Source organism: Rhodococcus erythropolis R138, assembly GCF_000696675.2.
GTDB lineage: Bacteria > Actinomycetota > Actinomycetes > Mycobacteriales > Mycobacteriaceae > Rhodococcus_F > Rhodococcus_F erythropolis.
Window position 1 is genome coordinate 4,070,044 of sequence record NZ_CP007255.1, and the last position, 21,809, is coordinate 4,091,852.

The window sequence follows — 21,809 nt, forward strand, 5'->3', positions numbered from 1 at the left end:
ATTTTCACGACACCCTCTCCGGCGTGATCCGTATCGAACGGCTCGCCGGAGAGGGATATGCCGTTGGCACCAAATGGCGCGAGACTCGGAAGATGATGGGCAAGGAAGCAACCGTGGACATGTGGGTGACCGAAGTCGACGCTCCCGCCCGCACGGTCGTCAAAGCCAACTCCCACGGCATGAACTACACGAGCGGGTTCACTCTGAAGCCTGACGCCACGGCCACGATCCTCGAGATGTACTTCTCCGGGGAATCCGAATCCACTTCACGTATCTCGAAGATCTTCACAGCGGTTTTCGGTCGATTGGGCGCGCGAGTGACCCGGAAATTCATGCCAAAGGATCTCGAGGACATCGCAGCCAAAGCCGAGAGTCGCGCGGGTAAGTAAACCGCCCTCACCTGCATCGACATTATTGTTTGCATAGTCACTGCAATCAATACCTTGTCTCTGCGTCCGGTTGTTTCGACCTGGGAATGGACTCAGCTGGATAACGGCGCGTGAGTCCCCGCCAAATCTCGTCCGGTGGGCGTAGCGTGCAGAGTGCTCGCGGATGGATCGACGCATCGGGGTGTCGACCGTAGGGCCTTTGAGGGGGCAGGAATGGCATTCAGCGGAACCGCCTCCGGCGGTGGATCCGGCGCTACTCGCGCCGACGTCGGACATGCAGTGCTCTTCGCCGGCGCCGCCGCGCTCGGCGGTTTTCTGTTCGGATACGACACCGCTGTCATCAACGGGGCAGTCGGTGCGATCCGAGACAAGTACGACATCGGCGCCTCGGGCACCGGGCTCACGGTCTCACTGACTCTGCTCGGCGCAGCACTCGGCGCCTGGATCGCAGGCACACTCGCAGATCGCCTCGGCCGCATCCGCGTCATGCAAATAGCCGCGGTGTTGTTCATAATCGGCGCCGTCGGTTCCGCAGTTCCGTTCAGCGTCTACGACCTCACGTTCTGGCGCGTGGTCGGCGGCCTGGCCGTCGGTTTCGCATCGGTCATCGCTCCGGCGTACATCGCGGAGATCTCTCCCGCTGCGATTCGCGGCCGTCTCGGTTCGATGTACCAATTGGCGATCGTTCTCGGAATCGCCGTGTCGCAGTTGGTCAACTACGCACTCCAGGCCGCGGCCGGTGGCGATCGCAATCAGATCGCGGGCCTCGAGGCCTGGCAGTGGATGTTGATGCTCGAAGCCGTTCCCGCAGTTCTGTATCTGATCATGACGACCACGATTCCCGAGTCGCCGCGATTCCTCGTAGCGCAGGGCAAGGACGATCGCGCTCGCAAGATCATCTCCGACCTGGAAGGCGGCGATCACGACGCCGTCACCGAGCGGATGAACGAGATCCGCGACTCGCTCAGCGAGAAGCAAGCCAAAACAACGGTCCGTCAACTCTTCTCGAAGCGGCTCGGCGTCTCCCACCTGGTGTGGGTCGGCATCGCACTCGCCGCACTGCAGCAGCTGGTCGGTATCAATGTGATCTTCTACTATTCCAGCACCCTGTGGCAGGCAGTGGGATTCGGTGCCGACCGCTCCCTTCTGATCAGCGTCGTGAGCGCCTTGGTCAACATCGTCGGTACGTTTGTCGCCATCGCCGTCATCGACCGAGTCGGTCGAAAGCCGCTGTTGTTGGTCGGTTCCGCCGGTATGGCCATCTCACTGGGCACCGCGGCGTTCTGTTTCCATTCGGCAACGGTGACCAAGAACGAGATCGGCGAATCTGTGGCCACGCTGACCGGAGCCAACGCGACTATCGCACTTATCGGTGCGAACGCATTCGTATTCTTCTTCGCTCTGTCCTGGGGCCCGGTGGTCTGGGTGTTGATCTCCGAGATGTTCCCCAACCGCGTGCGTGCTGCAGCAGTCGGAATTGCGACCGCCACCAACTGGGTCGCGAACTTCCTGGTCTCCTGGACGTTCCCGGCACTTGCCGATTGGAATCTGTCGTACACCTATGCCGGCTACGCCGTCATGGCAGCGCTGTCACTGTTCGTCGTCCTGCGATTCGTGAAGGAAACGCGAGGCAGCACACTCGAATCCGTCCAGTAGCGAGATCTCACGGTTTCACACCGAAAAGCGGTGGCCCTCGGATTGATCCGAGGGCCACCGCTTTTCGAGATTATCGTGAGACGAGTCGTCAGCCTTGCGCGACTTCGCCCTGAGCCGAAGCCGAGGACGCGTCTTCCTGGACGTGGACGCCGACGCTGCCCATCCCCGCCACCCAGCCGGTGATCTTGCGGGAGAGGTCCTGAGCCGTGAGTCCGAGTTCCTTGTGAATGGCTTCGCGGCTGGCGTGATCGAGGAACTGCTGGGGAACGCCCATGTCGCGGCACGACGTGTGCACTCCGGCGGCACGCATCGCGGCCGAGACCGTCGAACCGATGCCGCCGTGCAGACCGCCGTCTTCGATGGTGACCACGAGGGCGTACTTGTCCGCCATCTTCACCAGCGAATCCGCGACCGGCAGAACCCATCGCGGATCAACGACGGCAACCGAGATGCCCTGCTTGTCGAGCCGCTCGGCAATCTCGAGCGCCAAGGATGCAAACGGGCCCACCGCGACGAGGAGCACGTCGCCTCGCTCACTCTCGCTGGCCTTGAGGACGTCGACCATTCCGTCGAGTCGCTTCACTGCCGGAATCGCTTCGGGTACAGCACCCTTCGGGAACCGTACGACCGTTGGGCCGTCGTCGACGAGAAGCGCCTCGTCCAACTCTTCCCGCAGTGTGTCTGCATCACGCGGTGCCGCGACGCGAATCCCCGGGATGATTCCGAGCAGCGAAAGATCCCAGACGCCGTTGTGGCTGGCGCCGTCGACTCCGGTGACCCCGGCGCGGTCGAGCACGACTGTCACCGGTTGTTTGAGCAGTGCGACGTCCATCAACAACTGGTCGAAAGCCCGATTGAGGAAGGTCGAGTAGATAGCAACGACGGGGTGAAGGCCGCCAAGTGCAAGACCGGCGGCCGAGGTCATCGCATGCTGCTCGGCGATACCGACGTCGAAAATCCGATCGGGGAACTTCTCACCGAATGCCGCGAGGCCGGTGGGCCCGGCCATCGCCGCGGTGATGGCGACGATGTCCTCACGACGTGAAGCCTGCTCGATCAATGCGGCCGAGAAGACCGACGTCCAGTCCGGCGCGGACGACTTGGTGCCGCGACCGGTGACGGGATCGATGACGCCGGTGGCATGCATCTGGTCGGCCACGTCGTTCTCGGCGTGTGCGTAACCGTTGCCCTTACGAGTGACGGCATGCACGATGACCGGTCCGCCGTAGGCCTTCGCCCGGCGCAACGCCGATTCCATGGCGGCTTCGTCGTGTCCGTCGACCGGTCCGAGGTACTTGATACCCAGATCGGTGAACATGACCTGAGGGCTGACCGCGTCCTTGAGACCCGCCTTCATTCCGTGCAGGACGGAGTACGCGGTGCGCCCCACCCAGGGCAGTCTCTTGACCAAGCGTCGGCCACTGTCGAGGGCGCGCTCGTAACTCGGCGCGGTGCGCAGTGCCGAAAGATGGTCGGCAAGGCCGCCGATGGTCGGCGCGTACGAGCGGCCGTTGTCGTTGACGACGATCACCACCGAACGGTCTTTTCCGGCTGCGATGTTGTTGAGGGCTTCCCAACACATTCCGCCGGTCAGGGCGCCGTCACCGACGACGGCGACAACGTGGCGATTCTGGCCCGTGAGCGCGAAGGCCTTCGCGAGGCCGTCGGCATAGGACAACGCGGCGGAAGCGTGAGAGGACTCGACCCAGTCGTGTTCGCTCTCGGCGCGGCACGGATACCCGGACAGTCCGCCCTGCTTACGCAGAGTGTCGAACTGATCCTGACGACCGGTGAGGATCTTGTGCACATAGGCCTGATGGCCCGTGTCGAAGATGATCGCGTCCTGCGGCGAGTCGAAAATTCGGTGCAGTGCGAGGGTCAACTCCACGACGCCCAAGTTGGGCCCGAGGTGACCACCGGTCGCAGCGACCTTCAGCACGAGGAACTCACGAATCTCGTCGGCCAACTCCGTCATCTCGGCGTGGCTCAACTGACGTAGATCGTCAGGACCCTGAATGCGGGCAAGAACACCCAACGAGATCGCTCCCTCCGTGCTTCACAGCTGCACCGGTGCGCGCCGCGGCTGTCTTCGCGACAGTGCTGCCAGTCTACGGAGCGTTCCGGCGAACCGACACGCGGACTCGGCCCGAATCCGGTGTGACTTCGCGTAACAGCGAAATCCCACGGATCGCTCGTGATCGCAATCACAGACAAATGGGATCCGTCGCAATCGACTCGACAACTCTTGTTCCACAAAACGACCGCCATGTCGGCTTAAGGTCGACATATGGGAACTGTGGTCGAAGACCTGATAACGCGAGTGTTCGACGAAGTCCGATCACTCGACGAGGGCGAGTTGGCCGACTACATCCCCGAACTCGCGGCGGTCGCCCCCGATTCGTTCGGAATCTGCATCGCCACCGTCGACGGTTACGTCTACGAGATCGGTGACTCGCGAATCCCGTTCACCATTCAGTCGATCTCGAAACCCTTCACCTACGCCTTGGCTCTCGCCGATCGGGGAAGCGAGGCGGTTGCCGCGAAAATCGATGTCGAACCATCCGGCGAGCCGTTCAACGAAATCAGCCTCGACCCGCTCACCGAACGGCCACGAAACCCCATGATCAATGCCGGGGCGATCACCGCTGCATCACTGGTCGCCGGCCCGAATCCCGAGGCCCGCTTCGAGCGCATCCGCTCGGCGTACTCGAGGTACGCGGGCCGCGAACTGGCATTCAACGAGTCGGTCTACACCTCCGAGGCGCGCACCGGTCACCGCAACCGCGCGATCGGACACATGCTGCGATCCTTCGACGTCATCACCGGCAATCCCGACGAGGCCGTCGACCTGTATTTCCGTCAGTGCTCGATCGACGTGACCTGCCGCGATCTGAGTCTGATGGCTGCGACGATGGCGAACAACGGAGTCAATCCGCTCACCCACGAGCGTGCGCTGGCGCCCGCGGGCGTCGAGCAGGTCCTCAGCGTCATGGCGACCTGCGGCATGTACGACGGCGCCGGAAAGTGGCTGGTGGAGGTCGGATTGCCGGCCAAGAGCGGCGTCGGCGGCGGAGTCCTGGCGGTTCTGCCTGGCCAGATCGGCATCGCGGTGTACTCCCCCAGGCTCGACGTTCACGGAAACAGCGTTCGCGGAGTTGCGTCTGCCCGGGCACTGTCGAAGGAACTCGAACTGCACTTCCTCCACGTGACGCGGGCGTCACGCTCGTCGATCCGGGCCAGATACAGCGTCATCGAAGCACCGTCGCGAGTACGACGAACCCCGACCGAACAGGCTGTGCTCGACGACGTCGGCAAGCGCAGCCGGGTCTACGAACTGCACGGCGATCTCCTCTTCACCGGTGCCGAATCGGCGGTCCGCGAAATCGGCTCGGTGGACGAGGGCCTCGAAGTTGTCGTCATCGACGTCCGCCGTGTCGACGACGCCAGCGACGTCGCAGTACGCATGATCACTGCGCTGCAGGTTCAACTGGCCGAGCAGGCTTGTGCGGTGGCCGTCGTCGATCCGCAAGGACTGCTGGGACAACGAAGTTCGAGCATCGACCCCGCCAGAAGAAGTGGTCGGGTTTTTGCGGATCTCGATTCCGCCATGCAGTGGTGCGAAGACACGTTGCTTGCGGTGCATTGTGAGGCCGAACGGCAGGCGTCGACGATCTCGATCGAGGACCACCCAGTTCTCGATGCTCTGTCCGCGGCACAGATCGAGGGATTCTCGGCAGAGTTGGAGACTCGTACCTATGCCCGCGGCGAGAAGATCGCCCGCCGAGGTGAATCGGCGTCTGGCTTCTACCTGATTCTCAGTGGCCAGGTCAGCACCATGTTCACCGACGCGCACGGGGTCGAGCACCGCATCACGACGCTCTCCGCCGGAATGACGTTCGGCGAGATGACGATGTTCCTCGACACTCCGTTCCTCAACGACATCCGCGCCGATTCCACGGTCACCGTGGCCGTGCTGACTCCGGAGCGATATGCAGAACTGACCGCACAGGCACCCGAGTTGAAACTTGCGCTTCTCGAACGACTGGCTGCGGGCGCCTACGAGCAATTGGACCTGATGTTGCGGAGTGTCATATCCGCCGGACGAATCGGATAGGAAGTACACATGCCGACCACCGCCCTCACCTCGGAACCGTCCACTGTCACGGTGACCGGAACTGCCACTGCAACAGCTGTTCCCGACATCGTGCGGCTGACGATCGGAGTATCGGTGACACAGACGGCCGTTTCCGACGCATTCGACGCCGTCGCGCGTCTGTCCAATGCTCTGACCGAGACCCTGCACGCGCGCGGTGTGCGCGGAGCGGACCTCACCACCGCCGGGCTGAGCGTCCATCCGCAGACTCACTGGAGTGACGGAGGCCGCCAGGAGACAACAGGATTCACCGCATCGACAACTTTCCGAGTCGTACTGCGAGAGCTGGAGCCGGAAGCGGCGAACTCCCCCGCCGCCGTCATCGCGGCGTGTGTATCGGTGGGCGGCGACGCGATTCGGCTCGACGGGCTCGAGTTCGACCTCGACGACCGCAGCGATCTGGCGACAAAAGCACGCGAATTGGCATGGACGGCAGCCGAATCGAAAGCCAGACAGTTCGCGGACCTGGCAGACAAAGATCTGGTCGAAGTTCTCGAGGTGCTCGAGGACTTCGACCAGATCGTGCCGATGCGCGGACGTGTCGCGGCGATGAAAGCGGATTCGGCCCCGATAGCCGTCGAACGCGGAGAGATCGAAGAATCGATCTCTGTCCGCGTTCGATGGGCTATGGCGTGACAGAACTGTTCAGAAGACGCGGCCGGCGGTAGACCAGCCGGGCATGCGGATCAGCGAGTGAGGTTCTTCTCTTCGTTCTTCTCTTCGCGCTCTTCTTCGTACTTCTGCTCGGCGTCGGGAGTCGCGATGTCGATCGTGGTGCGCAGCGGACGGTTCGGGATGAAGATGACCGACACGAGCGTGACCACAGCGACGACGGCTGCGACCAGGAAGATCCGTCCTGTCGCGTCGCCGTAGGCGAACCGAACGATCTGCGAGACGAAGTCAGGCATATTGCTCAGGTCGAGGCCGTCCTGGAGGCTCTTTCCAGCTACTGCCTGCTGCTCGGGCGGCAAGGTGGAGACCGAATCGACTGTCAGTGTCTTGACGCGAGTCGCAAGAATCGAACCGAGCACCGACACGCCGATCGCGCCGCCGAACGTGCGGAAGAACGCCACGATACTGCTGGCCGCACCGATGTTCTCGACGCTGACCGTGTTCTGCACCGCGAGCACGATGTTCTGCATCAACATGCCGGTACCCAGACCGACGATGGCGATGAAGATTCCGATGGTCCAGAGGCTGGTGGCGTGGTCGATCGTCGACAGCAGCCCGAAACCGACCAGCAGCAGTACCGCGCCGGCGACGATGAAGGGCTTCCACTGACCGAACTTGGTGATCAGCTGTCCCGAGCCGACGGAGGCGACGAGCATGCCTGCGACCATCGGAATGGTGAGCAATCCGGCTTCGGTGGGATCGAATCCGCGTGCGGTCTGGAAGTACTGCGTCAGGAAGGTCGTCGCGCCGAAGAGGCCGACACCGACTGCGATCGAGGCGATGATCGCGAGAGCAGTTGTGCGCTCGGTGATGATCTTGATCGGCAGGATCGGATCCTTGACCTTGGATTCGACGAACATCGTCAGGCCGAGCAGGGCCAGACCACCGATGACGAAGAAAGCCGACTCCTTCGAGAACCAGGCGTAGTAGTCGTCCTGACCGGCAAACGAAACCCAGATCAGCAGGACGCTGACACCGGCGGTGAGCAAGGTGGCGCCCATCCAGTCGATGGAGACGTTGTCCTTCTTCACGGTCTCGACGTGCAGTGTGCGCTGAAGCAGGAACAGTGCGATGACTGCCAACGGAACACACACGTAGAAGCACCAGCGCCAGCCGGCAGTGTCCACGAGGACGCCGCCGAGGATCGGTCCACCGGACATCGAGACGGCCATTGCCGCACCCATGTATCCGGAGTAGCGACCGCGATCTCGCGGCGGGATGATCGTGCCGATGATGGCTACGACGAGAGCAGTCAGGCCGCCCATGCCGATGCCCTGGATGACACGTGCACCGAGCAGCAACGGAACATTGTGCGCCGCGCCGGCGATAACCGAGCCGATCACGAAGATGACGATCGCGGTTTGGACCAGGACCTTCTTGTTGTAAAGGTCGGCCAGTTTGCCCCAGATCGGCGTCGATGCCGCAGTGGCGAGCAGTGCCGTGGTGATGATCCAGGCGTACTGCGTCTGAGTTCCGTGCAGTTCACCGATGATCGTGGGAAGCGCTGTCGAAACGATGGTGCTGCTGAGCAGCGCGGTGAACAGCGCTGCGATCAGTCCGGTGAGTGCTTCGAGAATTTCGCGGTGAGTCATCGCGCCCGCTTCGCGAGCCGATCCGTCACCTCCGGTACTTGCCCGGGTTTCTCCTACTGTTGCTGCCATGTGCCTTATCTCCCAATACTTTCTACGCCCGTGTGCGGAACTGCCGGTGAGGCCTGCCGATTCGATGCGCCGAACGTCTCGTTGAGACGTTGCAGCGATGTCACTGCGGCCATGGCCTCTTCCTGGCTCCAGTCTTCGAGCATGTTGCGCAAACGCGCCGCACGCCGCTGCGTGGTTCTCCGTAAAACGTCGTGTCCCTCTTCCGATACTCGGATGCGGAACGCCCGCTTGTCAGCCGGATCGGGATTTCTCTCGACATACCCCGCGTCGACCAGATCCGACATTTGTCGGCTGAGCGACGACTGACTGACACATAGATCGACGGCCAATTCGTTCTGTCGGCACTCCCCACGCGCTGCCAGCATGAACAACACACTGACCAGCGCAGGCGGCAGCAGGCTGTCTGCACCGGTGGTGACCGCGGCTCGCAGCGATCTGCCGAACATGAAGATCGTGTCGACGAGCGCCTGGGCCGTCTCCGGCTGTACCGACATTGCCTACCCCTGAATTCGAGCGGCCCGAACGAGCCGTGACTTGAAAACGGAAAACTACTTGCAGAACGAAACTATACGATTAGTTGCGTAATGCAAGCAACTGTTCTGAACGCGAGAAGCGTCACACCGTTTCAGGGAAAGATTTCGGGACGCGTCAGCGTTCGAGGAGCGCGATGCACTCCATGTGGTGTGTCTGAGGGAAGGCGTCGAACGCCCGGAGGCCGCCGATTCTGAAGCCCTGCTCCAGGTAGAGACCGATATCGCGGCCGAACGACGCCGGGTCGCACCCGATGTGCACGATCCGTTCAGCGCCCGTTGCGGCGAGAGCTTCCACGACCGGACGGCCGGCTCCCGCACGTGGCGGGTCGAGCACGACGACGGCAGGCGAACGCTCCAGATCCGCGATGACGTTCTCGACGCGGGCGCTGTGGAAGCGCACCTGACCGAGATCGGACAGAGCTGCCCGCCCGTCCGCGACTGCGCGCGCCGAAGATTCGACTGACTCCACCACGCCGGACGGCCCGACAAGGTCGGCGAGCACGGATGCGAAAACCCCGACTCCGCCGTAGAGATCCCACGCCGTGTCCGCGGTAGCGGCTCCGGCCCACTCCCCGACCACCTGTGAGTACGCGTTCGCAGCGCCGCGATGGGCCTGCCAGAAACCGGTCGCGGCCAGCGCCCATTCTCGATTGCCGACGCGCTCGATCACTGTGTCCGATCCGATAGCCACTCGGGTCTTTCGCGGGCCGCCGCTCGCCGCTCGGCGTGCCATCGCGCCGCGACGCCCCGGCGTCCGCCGTCCCGTCTTGGACACCGCGGGTGCGGCAATTTCCACGACGTGCCGCTGACCGGCAGCGTCGAGAACGACCTGCAGCTCGCTCCCTGGCGCCCATTGCGCACCGCCGAGACCGTCGTACGCGCTCTGATCGATCTGGGTGCAGCGCAGGTCCGTGACGATCCGGTTGCTCCGGTACGCGTGGTATCCCGCGACCCCGTGCCCGTCCACCGCCAACCGGACTCGCGTGCGCCAACCCGTTCCGTCTCCGGTTCCAGGTAGTTCCTCTACCGCGACGTCCGATTCGACACGAGCCAGTCGCAGAAGCTGCTCACGCACGACCGAGGTCTTCATCTCACGTTGGACACTCAGATTCGCATGCGAGTAGTCGCAGCAGCCCGCCCCGCCCGGGCCGGAGATCGGGCATGTCGGATCGATGCGATGCGGAGATGCGTCGAGAACTGTGATCGCGTCGGCGCGGCAGAACGATCCGCCCTTGTCCTCCGTCACCCGGACCAGCGCCCGCTCCCCCGGCAAACCGTGACGGACGAACACGACCCGTCCCTCGTGCCGGGCGACGACGAACCCGCCGTGACCGGGGTTGCCCAGATCGACCTCGAAGGTCTGCCCGGTCCAATTCTCACTCAACGAACTACGCCTGCCATTTCGATGTTGCCGATCATTTTTCGCCGGTGATCATTTCTCGCCGGTGTCGTAACCGCGACGCGTGGCGCCTGCGGTCTTCTCGATGTCCAGCGGCTTTGCCTTTGCCGACGAACTCAGCTGCCACGGAACGCTGGTCACCATCACGCCGGGCTGGAAGAGCAGACGACTCTTCAGACGAAGCGCGCTCTGATTGTGCAGGATCTGCTCCCACCAGTGTCCGACGACGTACTCGGGAATGAAGACGGTGACGACATCACGCGGAGCATCGCGTCGTACACGCTTGACGTAATCGAGAACCGGCTTGGTGATTTCGCGGTACGGCGACTCGATCACCTTGAGCGGAACCGTCACGTCGCTCTTCTCCCACTCACGCACGAGTGCACGGGTGTCGGGCTCGTCGACGTTGACCGTGATGGCTTCGAGAGTGTCCGGTCGCGTGGCTCGCGCGTAGGCGAGAGCTCGCATCGTCGGCATGTGCAACTTCGAGACGAGCACGATCGAGTGCGTGCGGCTGGGCAGTACGCCGTCCCACTCCTGCTCCTCGAGCTCGGCTGCGACGCTGTCGTAGTGCTTGCGGATCATCTTCATCACGATGAAGATCGCGACCATCGCGACGATGGCGATCCAGGCGCCGGCAGCGAACTTGGTGATCAGAACGATGATCAGGACGGTGGCGGTCATTGCGAGACCGATCGAATTGATCACTCGCGAGCGCTGCATCCGGGCCCGCTGTGCCTTGTCGGTCTCGGACTTCAGATGCCGAGTCCAGTGCTTGATCATGCCCGTCTGGCTGAGCACGAACGAGACGAAGACGCCGACGATGTACAGCTGGATGAGCTTGGTGACCTCGGCGCCGAACACCACGACGAATGCGATCGCAGCACCGGAGAGGAAGAGGATTCCGTTGCTGAATGCCAGTCGGTCGCCGCGCGTGTGCAGCTGACGCGGTAGGTACCGATCCTGCGCCAGGATCGATCCGAGTACCGGGAATCCGTTGAACGCGGTGTTCGCGGCCAGAACCAAGATCAGTGCCGTGACGATCGCCATGAAGAAGAATCCGATCGGGAAACCACTGAACACGGCTTCGGCGATCTGCGCGATCAAGGTCTTCTGGTGGTAACCCTCCGGCGCACCGACCAGCTGTTCCTGCGGATTGTGTGCGTAGACGATGCCGATCTTCTGAGCCAGGATGATGATGCCCATCAACAGGACGATGGCGATCGACCCGAGCAGCAGCAAGGTCGTGGCCGCGTTGCGCGATTTCGGCTTCTGGAACGCCGGTACGCCGTTACTGATGGCCTCGACGCCGGTCAATGCAGCACAGCCCGAGGAGAAGGCACGCGCGATCAGGAACGCGAAGGCAATTCCGTACAGATGCGAATCCTCGGCGTTGAGTGTGAACGACGACGATTCCGCGTGCACGTCTTCACCAAGAACGTAGATCCGGAAGAATCCCCACCCGAGCATCAGGAACATGCCGACGATGAATGCGTAGGTCGGAATTGCGAACGCGGTACCGGATTCACGGATACCGCGAAGGTTGACCGCGGTCAGCAACACGATCGCCGCAACCGCGAACAACACCTTGTGCTGCGCGACGAACGGCAGAGCCGAGCCGATGTTCGACGCCGCCGACGAGATCGACACGGCGACCGTCAGCACGTAGTCGACCATCAGCGCACTACCGACGGTCAGACCGGCGGTCGGGCCGAGGTTGACCGTCGCGACCTCGTAGTCGCCGCCACCGGACGGGTATGCATGGACGTTCTGGCGGTAACTCGCCACCACCACAGCCATGACGATGGCGACGGACAATCCGATCCAGGGTGTGTACGCATACGCGGAAATACCCGCGACGGAGAGAACCAGGAAGATTTCTTCGGGGGCATACGCGACGGACGACATCGCGTCGGACGCGAAGACCGGTAGTGCAATTCGCTTGGGTAGCAGCGTGTGCCCGAGTTTGTCGCTTCGGAACGGCCGACCGAGCAGGAGCCGCTTGGTAGCGGTCGAGAGCTTAGACACGTGCAAAGCGTAAGCCGTCTCGCCCGATTCGGAGTCATCAGAGCCCCAACTTCACCTTTTGTCGTGACACCCGGCACGCAGGCGACCGTTGTACTTGCTCTTCCCGTGAGGGGCTGTACCGTTCGATTCGGCGTGCAATCGCGCCATGAGGGTCCATGAACGGAGTAGGGCGTGTATGTCGTCATCATGGGGTGCGGTCGAGTGGGTTCTTCCCTCGCCGCGTCTCTGACCAGGATCGGACACGAGGTCGCCGTCATCGACCGCGATCAGAGTGCGTTTCTGCGTCTCGATCTCGACTTCCCGGGAACCAAGGTTCTGGGAATGGGGTTCGACCGTGACGTGCTGGTCCGGGCGGGCATCGAGCGGGCCGACGCCTTCGCTGCGGTGTCCTCGGGAGACAACTCCAACATCATCGCGGCGCGAGTCGCACGCGAGACTTTCGGCGTCGAACGCGTCGTCGCGCGTATTTACGACGCCAAGCGTGCCGCTGTTTACGAGCGCCTCGGCATCCCCACCGTCGCGACCGTGCCGTGGTCGACGGATCGCTTCCTGCACACGCTGACCAAGGAAAGTCAGACCGCGAAGTGGCGCGATCCTTCGGGCACTGTTGCGATTACCGAACTTGCCCTGCACGAGGATTGGGCCGGCAAGCCGATCGCACTACTCGAGAGCGCGACCAGTTCGAGAGTCGCCTTCATCATCCGATTCGGAACCGGCGTGCTCCCCGATCGCAAGACCGTCATCCAGGCCGACGACCAGGTCTACATCGCCGCGGTATCGGGAACTGTCGCCGAAGCGATCGCACTGGCCGGCAACCCGCCGCCGAGTGACGACTGACGGAGGCCGCAGATGACTGATCCGAACGCCGCCCCTCACAACAAGCCTGCGACTGTGTTGCACTACAACGTGATTGGAAGTTCTCGATGAAGGTCGCCATCGCCGGAGCCGGCGCCGTAGGCCGCTCCATTGCGCGAGAGCTGATTCGAAGCTCACACGACGTCATGCTGATCGAGCGCAAACTCGATCACATCGAACCGGAGTCGGTGCCCGAGGCGAAGTGGGTACACGCGGACGCGTGCGAACTCAGCCGCCTCGAGGACGCGTCGATGGAGTCCTACGAGGTCGTGATCGCCGCAACCGGAGACGACAAGGCCAACCTGGTCCTCAGTCTGCTCGCGAAAACCGAGTTCGGCGTTCGCCGAGTTGTCGCCCGCGTCAATGATCCCCGCAACGAATGGCTCTTCGACGAGTCGTGGGGCGTCGACGTCGCCGTCTCGACACCGCGGATGCTCGCTTCGCTCGTCGAAGAAGCCGTCTCCGTCGGTGACCTGGTCAAACTGATGACACTGCGGCAGGGGCAGGCCAATCTCGTCGAGATCACGTTGCCCGACAACACACCTCTTGCCGGAAAAGCCGTCAAGAAGCTCGAACTTCCGCGGGACTGCGCACTGGTCACCATTCTGCGGGGTGGGCGTGTGATCGTCCCGCAGATGGACGATCCCATCGAAGGTGGAGACGAACTCCTGTTCGTCGCGGCCGTCGACGCCGAGGATCAGTTGCGCGTTGCACTCCGCCTGGAGAATTGACCGACGAACACACTGACGACGAAAGGGAATCACATGGCACAAGCACCCGAAAACACCGTAGTCACCGACAATCCAGCCCAGAGCCGGTACGAGATCCATGCAGACGGCGACCTCGCCGGCATCGAGGACTACACCACGTCCGGTGACGTCGTCTCGTTCAACCACACCGAGATCTACCCGGCCTTCGAAGGTTTCGGGCTGGCCGCGATTCTGGTCCGCCAGGCTCTGGACGACCTACGCGCCCGTGGTCTCAAGGTTCACCCGGTCTGCCCGTACGTCGTGAAGTTTCTCGACAAGCACCCCGAGTACCAGGACCTGATCAGCTGAGATCGCGGTCTTCGCGCGGCTTCGTCAGATTCACCGAGCCCACCTCTTCGGACCCTGCGTCCGTTGCGGTGGGCTCGCTGCTTTCGGGCTCCACAACCGGTTCCGGCTCGACGATGCGATCGGCCTTCCGCACAGCCCAGACCGTCACGAGCAGCACCAAACCGGTCAATGGCCAACCCATGCCGATACGCGCGACTGCGAGCCATCCGGTGTGGTCGGTGTCGTAGAGCTGTGACTGAACGAGATACCGTGCACCGAAGACCAGCGCCCACGCCGCCGTCGCGATGTCGTAGAGCCGGACGGCGGAGCTGTGCTTGCGCCACAGATTGCCGTGCCCGTTGAGATAACCCCAGATGATTCCGACGAGGGGCCAGCGCACGAGGATGGAAATCAGGAAGACCGCACCGTAGGCGAGGCTCGTGTAGATACCGAAGAGGAAATATCCTTTGGCATCGCCGGTGCGATAGGCGATGAACGCGGAAACTCCGACTCCGAGAAACCCGGAAATTGCGGGTTGGAGGGAATCCTTGCGGAAAAGGCGCCAGGCCGCGAGAGCGACAGCGACGCCCAATGCGGCCCAGATTGCCGCGGTGAGGTTCCAGATGCTGTTGACCGGGACAAAAATCAGAATCGGCAAAGACGAATAGATCAGACCACTCAGCCCGCCGAGTTGGTCGATTACCGATCGCTGTTGTGTTTCAGTCACCTGTCGAGGGTGCCACAGTCACCGAGTTGCACGGTAAATGCGGGAAACGCGCCTATTCGCCGCGCAGTTCGTAGTAAGGGTTGAAGATCGCCTTGCGACCGTCACGCTCGCCCACACGACCGCGGATCAGCAGGGTCTTACCGGTCTCGATTCCCGGGATCCGGCGACGCCCGATCCAGACGAGATTGATCACCTCGGTGCCGTCGAAGAACTCGGCCTCGATGCTGGCATTTCCCGACTTGGGACACGCGTCGACGCTGCGGAGTCGGCCCACCATCGTGACTTCTTCACCGCGACGACAATCGCAGGCCTTCTGACCTCCGGAAGCCTTGTTGGACTCGGCCATCTCCTGGGCGTCCAACTGGTCGACGTCCTCGGTCAGACGCTGGGTCAGTCGACGAAAATATCCTGCGGCGGCGGGTGCCATTGCGCGCTCCTGCGAACATGTGTGACGCAAGGGTTTCGCGTCACGTGAAGGGCTGTGTGATCGCCACTGTAGACCCATTACGAGCGTGTAACCACACCGGTCAGTCCGCGTCTCGGGGGCACCGGGCAAGATCAAAAGATGCAGAACTCAGAATCGGCGACCGTTGCCGTCGTTCTCCCAGGTACAGGCTCTGACGCCCACTTCGCAGACCGCGCATTCCGGGCGCCGCTAGCGGCTCTGGGTGTGCGCATCGTCGCAATTGAACCGGACCCTCGGCGTGTCGTGGACGGCTATCTGGACGCGATGGACCGAGCCGCGGACACCCACGGCCGAATCATCGTCGGAGGCGTCTCGATCGGGGCCGCCGTGGCGCTCCAGTGGGCCGCCGAGAACCCCGATAGAACCGTGAGTGTGTTGGCAGCGCTTCCGGCCTGGATCGGGTCGGCGGACGACGCACCCGCTGCAGCGAGCGCGAGGTTCACCGCAGCACAACTGCGCTCCGAAGGATTGGAGGCGGTGATCGCAGCGATGCTCGCGTCGAGTCCGGCGTGGCTCGGAGCCGAACTCGAGCGCTCCTGGCGCTCTCAATGGCCCGATCTCCCGGCCGCGCTCGACGAGGCGGCGTCGTACCACTCGCTCAGCGAGAGCGCGTTACAGGCGGTGGGCATTCCGGTCGGCATCGCTTCGGCGGTGGACGATCCGGTTCATCCCGCGGCAGTGGCGCAGGCCTGGGCGAATGCACTCCCCCGCGGCGCAGTCGCCACGACGACGCTCGACATGATCGGGCGCGACCCCGCAGTTCTCGGGGCCACCTGCATCAAAGCGCTCGCGGCGATCGAATCCGATACCACCGCGAGCGCCTGAAAGAAACCCTGCTACTGACCCAATTGCTGCATGGCAGAACCGGATTCGCCGCTACGCGGCGGCGGGGTCGGTCGCGCTGGAGGTGCCGGCGGAGCGGGCGGAGCTGACTGCTGTTGCTGCTGGGCGGCGACCTGTTGCTGCTGCGCTGTTGCCAACTGCTGCTCGTGTGCGGCCGCCAACTGCTCGGCGAGTACCTGCGGGAGCACGACGGGCAGCGGTGTCCGCACCGGATGCGGCTCCGATCCTCGGTTGACGACGGTGTCTCGCAGGATGTCGCGTGCGATTGCCACCAAGGGGGTGTTCGCGGCGGTGGATCCGCTCGGACCCGCTACCACGCAGCGCACCATCCACCGCGGACCGTCGACGCCGATGAACCGCAGGTCCATGTTGGCCGTCACGGCAGCCAGTTCCCGGCCCCAAGGGCCGTTCTCGACGCTCACCGCAGAATTGTCGTCGCGAAGCGACTGCGCGAGTTCGGCAACGACCTCACGCCACTGACCGGGTGATTTCGGGGCGGCGTATGCAGCAACCGTGACGCGGCCATGTTCGGTGACCAGGTGCACGGCCTGCGGCGAACCGTTGGGTGCCATCTCGACCTGCAACTGTCCGCCGGTCGGCATCGGCACCAGAACGGAACCGAGATCCAGGCGCTGACCGTCACGGCCTGCCGTCGGATCGTCGGAATCGATCTCCGTGATGTCGTAGGGGCCTTCCGATTCGTCACCGAACTCGTCGCCGGCGACGTCGAGATCGTCTTCGACCTCGTCGATCTCCACCGACTCGTCGTTTTCGTCACCGAAGAAGCTGGTGGGTTCCTCGTCGACGTCTGTCTTCTTCTTGCGTCCGAACATGATTCAGACTCCCTCTCCGACGACCGCGCCAGGCGCATCGGTATCGAGTATCGCGTGACCGCCGCTGGAACCGTAGCCTCCGGTTCCTCTGGTCGTGTCGTCCAGCGACTCGACTTCCTCGAAAACCGGAAGTTCGACTCGTTGAACCACGAGCTGAGCGATTCGGTCACCGCGGCGGATGTCGATGGCTGTGGCCGGATCGAGATTGATCAAGCAGACCTTGAGTTCGCCCCGGTATCCCGCGTCCACGGTTCCGGGCGCGTTCACGATCGACAGTCCCGATTTTGCGGCAAGTCCGGAACGCGGATGGATCAACCCGACGGTGCCCACCGGCAAAGCGATCGCGATCCCCGTTCCGACCAGTGTTCGGTGGCCGGGTTCGATGGTGACATCGCTGGTGGAGCACAGATCCACACCCGCATCTCCGGGATGCGCACGCTGTGGAACGGGCAGGTCTGGATCCAGTCGCTTCAAGGCGATGGAGAGATGGTCGCTCACGTGGGCCAAGACTACTCGTAGCGACGGACTATCCTTGACAGGTGCCCGAAACATCTCGACCTGACGTCGCCACCACAACGCCCCCGTCCACGACGCTGTTCTCCGAGCGCCTGTGGGTGCCGATCTGGTGGTGGATCGCCGGGCTGGCCGTAGCCGGACTCCTCGCGGCCGAGGTCCACATGGGCCGCCCGGGGCTTCTCTCGTACCTGGCGTACGTCGTGCTGCTCCCCATCCCGATCTGGGCGGCATTCTGGCTCAGCCGGATGCGCGTCGAGGTGGTGGAGACAGCAGGGGTGAAAGAACTGCACGTGGGTCGAGCCCACCTGCCGGTCGAACTGATTTCGCGGGCGGCAGCAGTGCCGGCTTCCGCAAAGAGTGCGGCGATGGGGCGCCAACTCGATCCGTCGGCGTTCGTCCAACATCGCCCATGGGTCAAGACAATGGTGTTGATCGTGCTCGACGACCCGGAGGATCCCACGCCGTACTGGCTGGTGAGCACACGTCGTCCCGCTGATCTGCTGGCTGCGCTGGATCGCTGACCAGCGCGGTCACAGCAAAGCAGTACTTCCCGACCCTTGGTCGACCCGCGAGCTGACGGGTCGACCACCGGGAAGGGAGATCAGGCAGCGCAGTCCATGCATACGAGCTGTCCGTTGGCATCACTGGCCAGGCGGCTGCGGTGATGAACCAGGAAGCAGCTCGAACACGTGAACTCGTCTGCCTGCTTCGGAACAACTCGAACCGAGAGTTCCTCGCCGGAAAGGTCGGCACCCGGCAGCTCGAAGGACTCCGCGGTGTCCGTCTCGTCGATGTCGACGACGGCTGACTGCGCTTCGTTGCGTCGCGCCTTCAGCTCCTCGAGAGAGTCCTCCGAAACCTCGTCGGACTCTGTACGCCTCGGTGCGTCGTAGTCAGTTGCCATCTCGTCTACCCCATCCTCTTCGTGTATCCCGGTCCCGTGTGCGCCGAGAATCCGGTAGATCCTTGATGCGCATGGAAACCGCCGTGGCATCCAGATCATTCCCTGTCGCTGCATAACGCTGCAGGACTGGAATTAGTGCCCGGAAGTTCCTTCCGAGAACGTGATCTGCGCCTCATTTGGTTGTCATTTCGGCGTCCGGCCGATGCCCAGTTGAACGACCTGGGCCGCCAGACAGTAGCCGACGTGAGCACGAAAGTAGTAACCGAATCGGAAATTTCCGAAAAATGACTGCGAATTGTCACCAAGGCAAGAGCAAGCTGTGACCTTTCGGCGACATTTTCAGACCGGATCCGGGTAGAAACTGCCCGCTAGTTGCCCAACTACCGTTGGGCGATCGCCAGCGGCCCGACGCGTCGAGCCGCGCTTCGGCTGTGTCGTCACACAAGCCCTCTAAGGTAGGCACCGAACGTCATGCCGGCGCCGCTCGGCCCGATGGCGAAGTAGAAGTTTCGTCAAGAAAGTCGAGGGATACCGTGGTTTCTCTGATCACCGAAGGCAGCTCTACCGATGACCAGGGACGTCCGTTCCGCCGTCGGCGCGCGTGGCCGGTGATCGCCGTGTTCGCGGTACTCGCATTGATCGGCAGTGTCTTGTGGGTCCGCATCCTGAGCGCCGAGGCAGAAGTCAGTGACACCGTCGCCTGCAACCTCCCGCAGCCTTCCTCCGATCCCTCGGCAGCGGCGCCACTACCGCTGGGAACCGTCGTCGACCGTTCGAAGCTGCTCGACGTGGATCCCGCTCCCCTGGCGGCCACCAAGGTTCGTGTGTTCAACGCCAACGGCGAACACGGTCAGGCCGCCCAGGTGGCAGCGCAACTGAGCGAGTTCGGCTTCTCCAGCGCGCCGGACGTCCAGGTCGGAAACGACCCCGTCTACGTCGACCAGAACATGGAGTGCCAGGGCCAGATCCGCTTCGGAGCGAACGGCCTCGCCGCCGCCAGTTCCGTCTGGCTGGTCGCCCCCTGCGCCGAACTGGTCCAGGACGGCCGCGGCGACGACACCGTCGACCTGGCTCTCGGCACCTACAACAAGGGCGCCCTGACCCCCAACACCGACGCCACCGCGATCCTGCATGCTCTGGCCGAGCAGCCCGCAAACGCCGAAGTCGCTCCGATGGACATCGCACTGCTCAAAGCAGCGCGCACGGCGCGCTGCTGACAAACCCGGTTCGGCCTCAGCTCGGAATCGGCTGATCTGCGCCGATCGAACTGAGCATGTGCGCGAACTGCTCGGCGATCGCCGGAGCCACCGCATAGACGACATCTCCGTCGGCCGAAGTGGAATTGGGCGCCGGGACGTTGATCACGGCGCCCGCTTCGGAAGCGATCAGGGAGCCCGCGGCCCAGTCCCACGGACTCAGCCCGTGCTCGAAGTGAGCGTCGACCCGGCCGGTGGCAACCATGCACAGATCCAAAGCAGCCGAACCGATGCGTCGGATGTCGCGAACCTGCGGCAGGATCTGCCCGATCAAGGTGCCCTGCACCTTTCGGCGATCCGCTCCGTAGCCGAAACCGGTGGCCAACAGAGCCATTGACAGTTCGGTCACCTCATTGGCGTGCAGTTCGCTGACGACGCCGTCGGCCGTGGCCATGGTTGCGCCGCCGCCCCGGTGCGCGGAATACGTTGTTTCCAGCGACACGTCGACGACAGCCCCGGCCACTGAGATCCCGTCGATCTGTACGGCCACCGAAATGGCGAATGCGGGGATTCCGTAGAGAAAATTCACCGTGCCGTCGATGGGATCGACAACCCATCGAACTCCCGCGGAATCGTCGGTGTCTCCGCCACCTTCCTCACCCAAGATCGAATCTGCAGGGCGCAATTGCGCCAGAAGGTCGCGAATCACCTGTTCGGTTTCGGTATCGACCACCGTGACGGGATCGGTCGGCGTGCTCTTCGCAGCAACCGAACCACCCTCGGAGGCACCGGAACCCACCAGGCCGAATACCTCGGGCCGACGCACGCGGACGTGTTCGGCTGCGCGTTCGGCGACGGCTACGGCAACTGCCCGCAATTGTGCGGGGTCCAGAGAATCGGCGGAAAAGTCGGGCAACGTTCTTTCTGAAGGGCGCACCGGACCATCGCAACACATCTCTACCGAGGGGCACCACTCGAACGCCTGGAGTCGCACGCGCCCGAGTCCTTGTTCGGGTTAGTGTTTGCAACGGTAGATCGTGACCTCGAATTCGACACTCAGGAGCGCAGGACGATGACAACCACAGGTTTCGGGATCGACGTCGGCGGCAGCGGCGTCAAGGGCGGCACGATCGACCTGAGCACCGGGGAAATGATCGGTGACCGCATCAAGATCCTGACCCCGCAGCCGTCCACTCCCGATGCGATCGCGGGCACTGTGGCCGAGATCGTCGAGCAGGCAAAGTGGACCGGGCCGGTCGGCATCACGTTGCCCGCTGTCGTGACCGGCGGCGTCGCGCGCAGCGCCGCGAACATCGACAAGTCCTGGATCGACACCGACGCGGCCTCGCTCTTCGGCAAGGCCCTGGGCGGGCGCGAAGTCACCGTCCTCAACGACGCCGACGCCGCCGGAATTGCCGAGGACTCGTTCGGCGCGGGCAAGGACACCTCCGGCGTCGTGATCCTCTTGACCTTCGGCACCGGAATCGGATCTGCCGTGTTGCACAACGGAGTTCTGTTGCCCAACACCGAGTTCGGCCACCTCGAGGTCGACGGCAAGGAAGCCGAGCATCGAGCGGCGTCGTCGGTGAAGGAAAAAAAGGACTGGAGCTACAAGGAGTGGGCGGTCGAGGTCTCCCGAGTTCTGACCACCTTCGAGAACCTGCTGTGGCCTGATCTCTTCATCGCCGGAGGCGGAATCAGCCGCAAGCACGAGAAGTGGATTCCGCACCTGACCAACCGCACGAAGGTCGTCCCCGCCACCCTCCTCAACACCGCTGGAATCGCCGGAGCTGCGCTCGCGTCGGTCGGACTGACCAGGCCGGCCCCCGTCGCCGGATGAGAAAACCTGCACGTGAAAAGCGGAAAATCTACCTGTTACGGCCCGCCGTGACGTAAGAGTTTCCTGAGAGTCGTTACAATGGTGAAGTCCGGCTGCGCGCC

At 63.2% G+C, this 21,809-nt stretch carries 22 protein-coding genes; 11 read left to right on the forward strand and 11 right to left on the reverse strand.

Features of this window, described 5'->3' with window-relative positions; genetic code table 11:
- The first annotated feature begins 23 nt into the window (after positions 1 to 23).
- On the forward strand, positions 24 to 389 hold the full coding sequence (locus H351_RS18595; protein WP_244891373.1) for an SRPBCC family protein: 366 nt from the start codon (positions 24 to 26) through the stop codon (positions 387 to 389).
- Between the two features lie 213 nt (positions 390 to 602).
- The gene (locus H351_RS18600; protein WP_020907569.1) at positions 603 to 2,045 is read left to right on the forward strand and encodes a sugar porter family MFS transporter; all 1,443 of its coding nucleotides are present in this window, start codon (positions 603 to 605) and stop codon (positions 2,043 to 2,045) included.
- An 88-nt stretch (positions 2,046 to 2,133) separates the two neighbouring features.
- Here the strand turns inward: H351_RS18600 and dxs are convergent, their stop codons facing one another.
- Entirely contained in the window at positions 2,134 to 4,080 is a 1,947-nt protein-coding gene (dxs, locus tag H351_RS18605; RefSeq protein WP_029255266.1) for a 1-deoxy-D-xylulose-5-phosphate synthase, read from the reverse strand.
- 252 nt (positions 4,081 to 4,332) lie between these two features.
- Between dxs and glsA the strand changes: the two genes are divergently transcribed.
- On the forward strand, positions 4,333 to 6,159 hold the full coding sequence (gene glsA, locus H351_RS18610) for a glutaminase A (protein ID WP_019748258.1): 1,827 nt from the start codon (positions 4,333 to 4,335) through the stop codon (positions 6,157 to 6,159).
- Between the two features lie 9 nt (positions 6,160 to 6,168).
- On the forward strand, positions 6,169 to 6,834 hold the full coding sequence (locus H351_RS18615; protein ID WP_029255265.1) for an SIMPL domain-containing protein: 666 nt from the start codon (positions 6,169 to 6,171) through the stop codon (positions 6,832 to 6,834).
- Between the two features lie 50 nt (positions 6,835 to 6,884).
- Here the strand turns inward: H351_RS18615 and H351_RS18620 are convergent, their stop codons facing one another.
- The 4 genes from H351_RS18620 to H351_RS18635 all read right to left on the reverse strand — a co-directional run bounded on the left by H351_RS18620 (position 6,885) and on the right by H351_RS18635 (position 12,491).
- Positions 6,885 to 8,531, reverse strand: a complete 1,647-nt coding sequence (locus H351_RS18620; protein ID WP_019748256.1) for an MDR family MFS transporter — start codon at positions 8,529 to 8,531, stop codon at positions 6,885 to 6,887.
- Positions 8,532 to 8,536: 5 nt separating this feature from the next.
- On the reverse strand, positions 8,537 to 9,025 hold the full coding sequence (locus H351_RS18625; protein WP_003942624.1) for a MarR family winged helix-turn-helix transcriptional regulator: 489 nt from the start codon (positions 9,023 to 9,025) through the stop codon (positions 8,537 to 8,539).
- Between the two features lie 154 nt (positions 9,026 to 9,179).
- Positions 9,180 to 10,448 carry a class I SAM-dependent RNA methyltransferase gene (locus H351_RS18630; RefSeq protein WP_029255264.1) on the reverse strand — a complete coding sequence of 423 codons (1,269 nt, stop codon included), beginning with the start codon at positions 10,446 to 10,448 and terminating at the stop codon, positions 9,180 to 9,182.
- 48 nt (positions 10,449 to 10,496) lie between these two features.
- Positions 10,497 to 12,491 (reverse strand): APC family permease, encoded by a 1,995-nt coding sequence (locus H351_RS18635; RefSeq protein ID WP_007732857.1) that lies wholly within the window; start codon positions 12,489 to 12,491, stop codon positions 10,497 to 10,499.
- 171 nt (positions 12,492 to 12,662) lie between these two features.
- Here H351_RS18635 and H351_RS18640 point away from each other — a divergent pair, with 171 nt between their 5' ends.
- From H351_RS18640 to H351_RS18650, 3 genes are all read left to right on the forward strand, one after another.
- A complete protein-coding gene (locus tag H351_RS18640; RefSeq protein ID WP_019748254.1) occupies positions 12,663 to 13,328 on the forward strand; it encodes a potassium channel family protein in 666 nt (221 codons plus the stop codon).
- Positions 13,329 to 13,414: 86 nt separating this feature from the next.
- Positions 13,415 to 14,077, forward strand: a complete 663-nt coding sequence (locus H351_RS18645) for a potassium channel family protein (protein WP_003942632.1) — start codon at positions 13,415 to 13,417, stop codon at positions 14,075 to 14,077.
- 33 nt (positions 14,078 to 14,110) lie between these two features.
- Positions 14,111 to 14,404, forward strand: a complete 294-nt coding sequence (locus H351_RS18650) for a GNAT family N-acetyltransferase (RefSeq protein ID WP_019748253.1) — start codon at positions 14,111 to 14,113, stop codon at positions 14,402 to 14,404.
- On the opposite strand, the gene H351_RS18655 is transcribed toward H351_RS18650, so the two are convergent.
- The gene (locus tag H351_RS18655; protein ID WP_029255263.1) at positions 14,397 to 15,110 is read right to left on the reverse strand and encodes a DUF3159 domain-containing protein; all 714 of its coding nucleotides are present in this window, start codon (positions 15,108 to 15,110) and stop codon (positions 14,397 to 14,399) included. The genes H351_RS18650 and H351_RS18655 overlap by 8 nt on opposite strands.
- 52 nt (positions 15,111 to 15,162) lie before the next feature.
- Positions 15,163 to 15,537, reverse strand: coding sequence for an OB-fold nucleic acid binding domain-containing protein (locus tag H351_RS18660; protein WP_003942613.1), 375 nt, complete (start codon positions 15,535 to 15,537; stop codon positions 15,163 to 15,165).
- A 138-nt stretch (positions 15,538 to 15,675) separates the two neighbouring features.
- Here H351_RS18660 and H351_RS18665 point away from each other — a divergent pair, with 138 nt between their 5' ends.
- Positions 15,676 to 16,401, forward strand: coding sequence for an alpha/beta fold hydrolase (locus H351_RS18665; RefSeq protein ID WP_019748250.1), 726 nt, complete (start codon positions 15,676 to 15,678; stop codon positions 16,399 to 16,401).
- Between the two features lie 11 nt (positions 16,402 to 16,412).
- Here the strand turns inward: H351_RS18665 and H351_RS18670 are convergent, their stop codons facing one another.
- Positions 16,413 to 17,252, reverse strand: a complete 840-nt coding sequence (locus H351_RS18670) for a DUF3710 domain-containing protein (RefSeq protein ID WP_029255262.1) — start codon at positions 17,250 to 17,252, stop codon at positions 16,413 to 16,415.
- 3 nt (positions 17,253 to 17,255) lie between these two features.
- Entirely contained in the window at positions 17,256 to 17,750 is a 495-nt protein-coding gene (gene dut / locus H351_RS18675; RefSeq protein WP_003942635.1) for a dUTP diphosphatase, read from the reverse strand.
- A gap of 41 nt (positions 17,751 to 17,791) precedes the next feature.
- Between dut and H351_RS18680 the strand changes: the two genes are divergently transcribed.
- Positions 17,792 to 18,289, forward strand: a complete 498-nt coding sequence (locus H351_RS18680; RefSeq protein WP_019748248.1) for a DUF3093 domain-containing protein — start codon at positions 17,792 to 17,794, stop codon at positions 18,287 to 18,289.
- Between the two features lie 80 nt (positions 18,290 to 18,369).
- Here H351_RS18680 and H351_RS18685 read toward each other — a convergent pair whose 3' ends face one another.
- The gene (locus H351_RS18685; RefSeq protein ID WP_003942593.1) at positions 18,370 to 18,672 is read right to left on the reverse strand and encodes a DUF4193 domain-containing protein; all 303 of its coding nucleotides are present in this window, start codon (positions 18,670 to 18,672) and stop codon (positions 18,370 to 18,372) included.
- A 533-nt stretch (positions 18,673 to 19,205) separates the two neighbouring features.
- Here H351_RS18685 and cei point away from each other — a divergent pair.
- The gene (gene cei / locus H351_RS18690; RefSeq protein WP_003942618.1) at positions 19,206 to 19,889 is read left to right on the forward strand and encodes an envelope integrity protein Cei; all 684 of its coding nucleotides are present in this window, start codon (positions 19,206 to 19,208) and stop codon (positions 19,887 to 19,889) included.
- A gap of 16 nt (positions 19,890 to 19,905) precedes the next feature.
- Here cei and H351_RS18695 read toward each other — a convergent pair whose 3' ends face one another.
- Entirely contained in the window at positions 19,906 to 20,784 is an 879-nt protein-coding gene (locus tag H351_RS18695) for an inositol monophosphatase family protein (RefSeq protein ID WP_021344118.1), read from the reverse strand.
- 156 nt (positions 20,785 to 20,940) lie between these two features.
- On the opposite strand from H351_RS18695, the gene ppgK reads away from it, so the two are divergent.
- On the forward strand, positions 20,941 to 21,708 hold the full coding sequence (ppgK, locus tag H351_RS18700; protein ID WP_037120333.1) for a polyphosphate--glucose phosphotransferase: 768 nt from the start codon (positions 20,941 to 20,943) through the stop codon (positions 21,706 to 21,708).
- The last annotated feature ends 101 nt before the right edge of the window (positions 21,709 to 21,809 follow it).

Bases quoted from the DNA above. Each gene is read 5' to 3' on its own strand.
- H351_RS18600 (WP_020907569.1), top strand. From the start codon at position 603: ATGGCATTCAGCGGAACCGCCTCCGGCGGTGGATCCGGCGCTACTCGC.
- glsA (WP_019748258.1), top strand. From the start codon at position 4,333: ATGGGAACTGTGGTCGAAGACCTGATAACGCGAGTGTTCGACGAAGTC.
- H351_RS18615 (WP_029255265.1), top strand. From the start codon at position 6,169: ATGCCGACCACCGCCCTCACCTCGGAACCGTCCACTGTCACGGTGACC.
- H351_RS18620 (WP_019748256.1), bottom strand. From the start codon at position 8,531: ATGGCAGCAACAGTAGGAGAAACCCGGGCAAGTACCGGAGGTGACGGA.
- H351_RS18625 (WP_003942624.1), bottom strand. From the start codon at position 9,025: ATGTCGGTACAGCCGGAGACGGCCCAGGCGCTCGTCGACACGATCTTC.
- H351_RS18645 (WP_003942632.1), top strand. From the start codon at position 13,415: ATGAAGGTCGCCATCGCCGGAGCCGGCGCCGTAGGCCGCTCCATTGCG.
- H351_RS18650 (WP_019748253.1), top strand. From the start codon at position 14,111: ATGGCACAAGCACCCGAAAACACCGTAGTCACCGACAATCCAGCCCAG.
- H351_RS18660 (WP_003942613.1), bottom strand. From the start codon at position 15,537: ATGGCACCCGCCGCCGCAGGATATTTTCGTCGACTGACCCAGCGTCTG.
- H351_RS18665 (WP_019748250.1), top strand. From the start codon at position 15,676: ATGCAGAACTCAGAATCGGCGACCGTTGCCGTCGTTCTCCCAGGTACA.
- H351_RS18670 (WP_029255262.1), bottom strand. From the start codon at position 17,252: ATGTTCGGACGCAAGAAGAAGACAGACGTCGACGAGGAACCCACCAGC.
- H351_RS18685 (WP_003942593.1), bottom strand. From the start codon at position 18,672: ATGGCAACTGACTACGACGCACCGAGGCGTACAGAGTCCGACGAGGTT.
- ppgK (WP_037120333.1), top strand. From the start codon at position 20,941: ATGACAACCACAGGTTTCGGGATCGACGTCGGCGGCAGCGGCGTCAAG.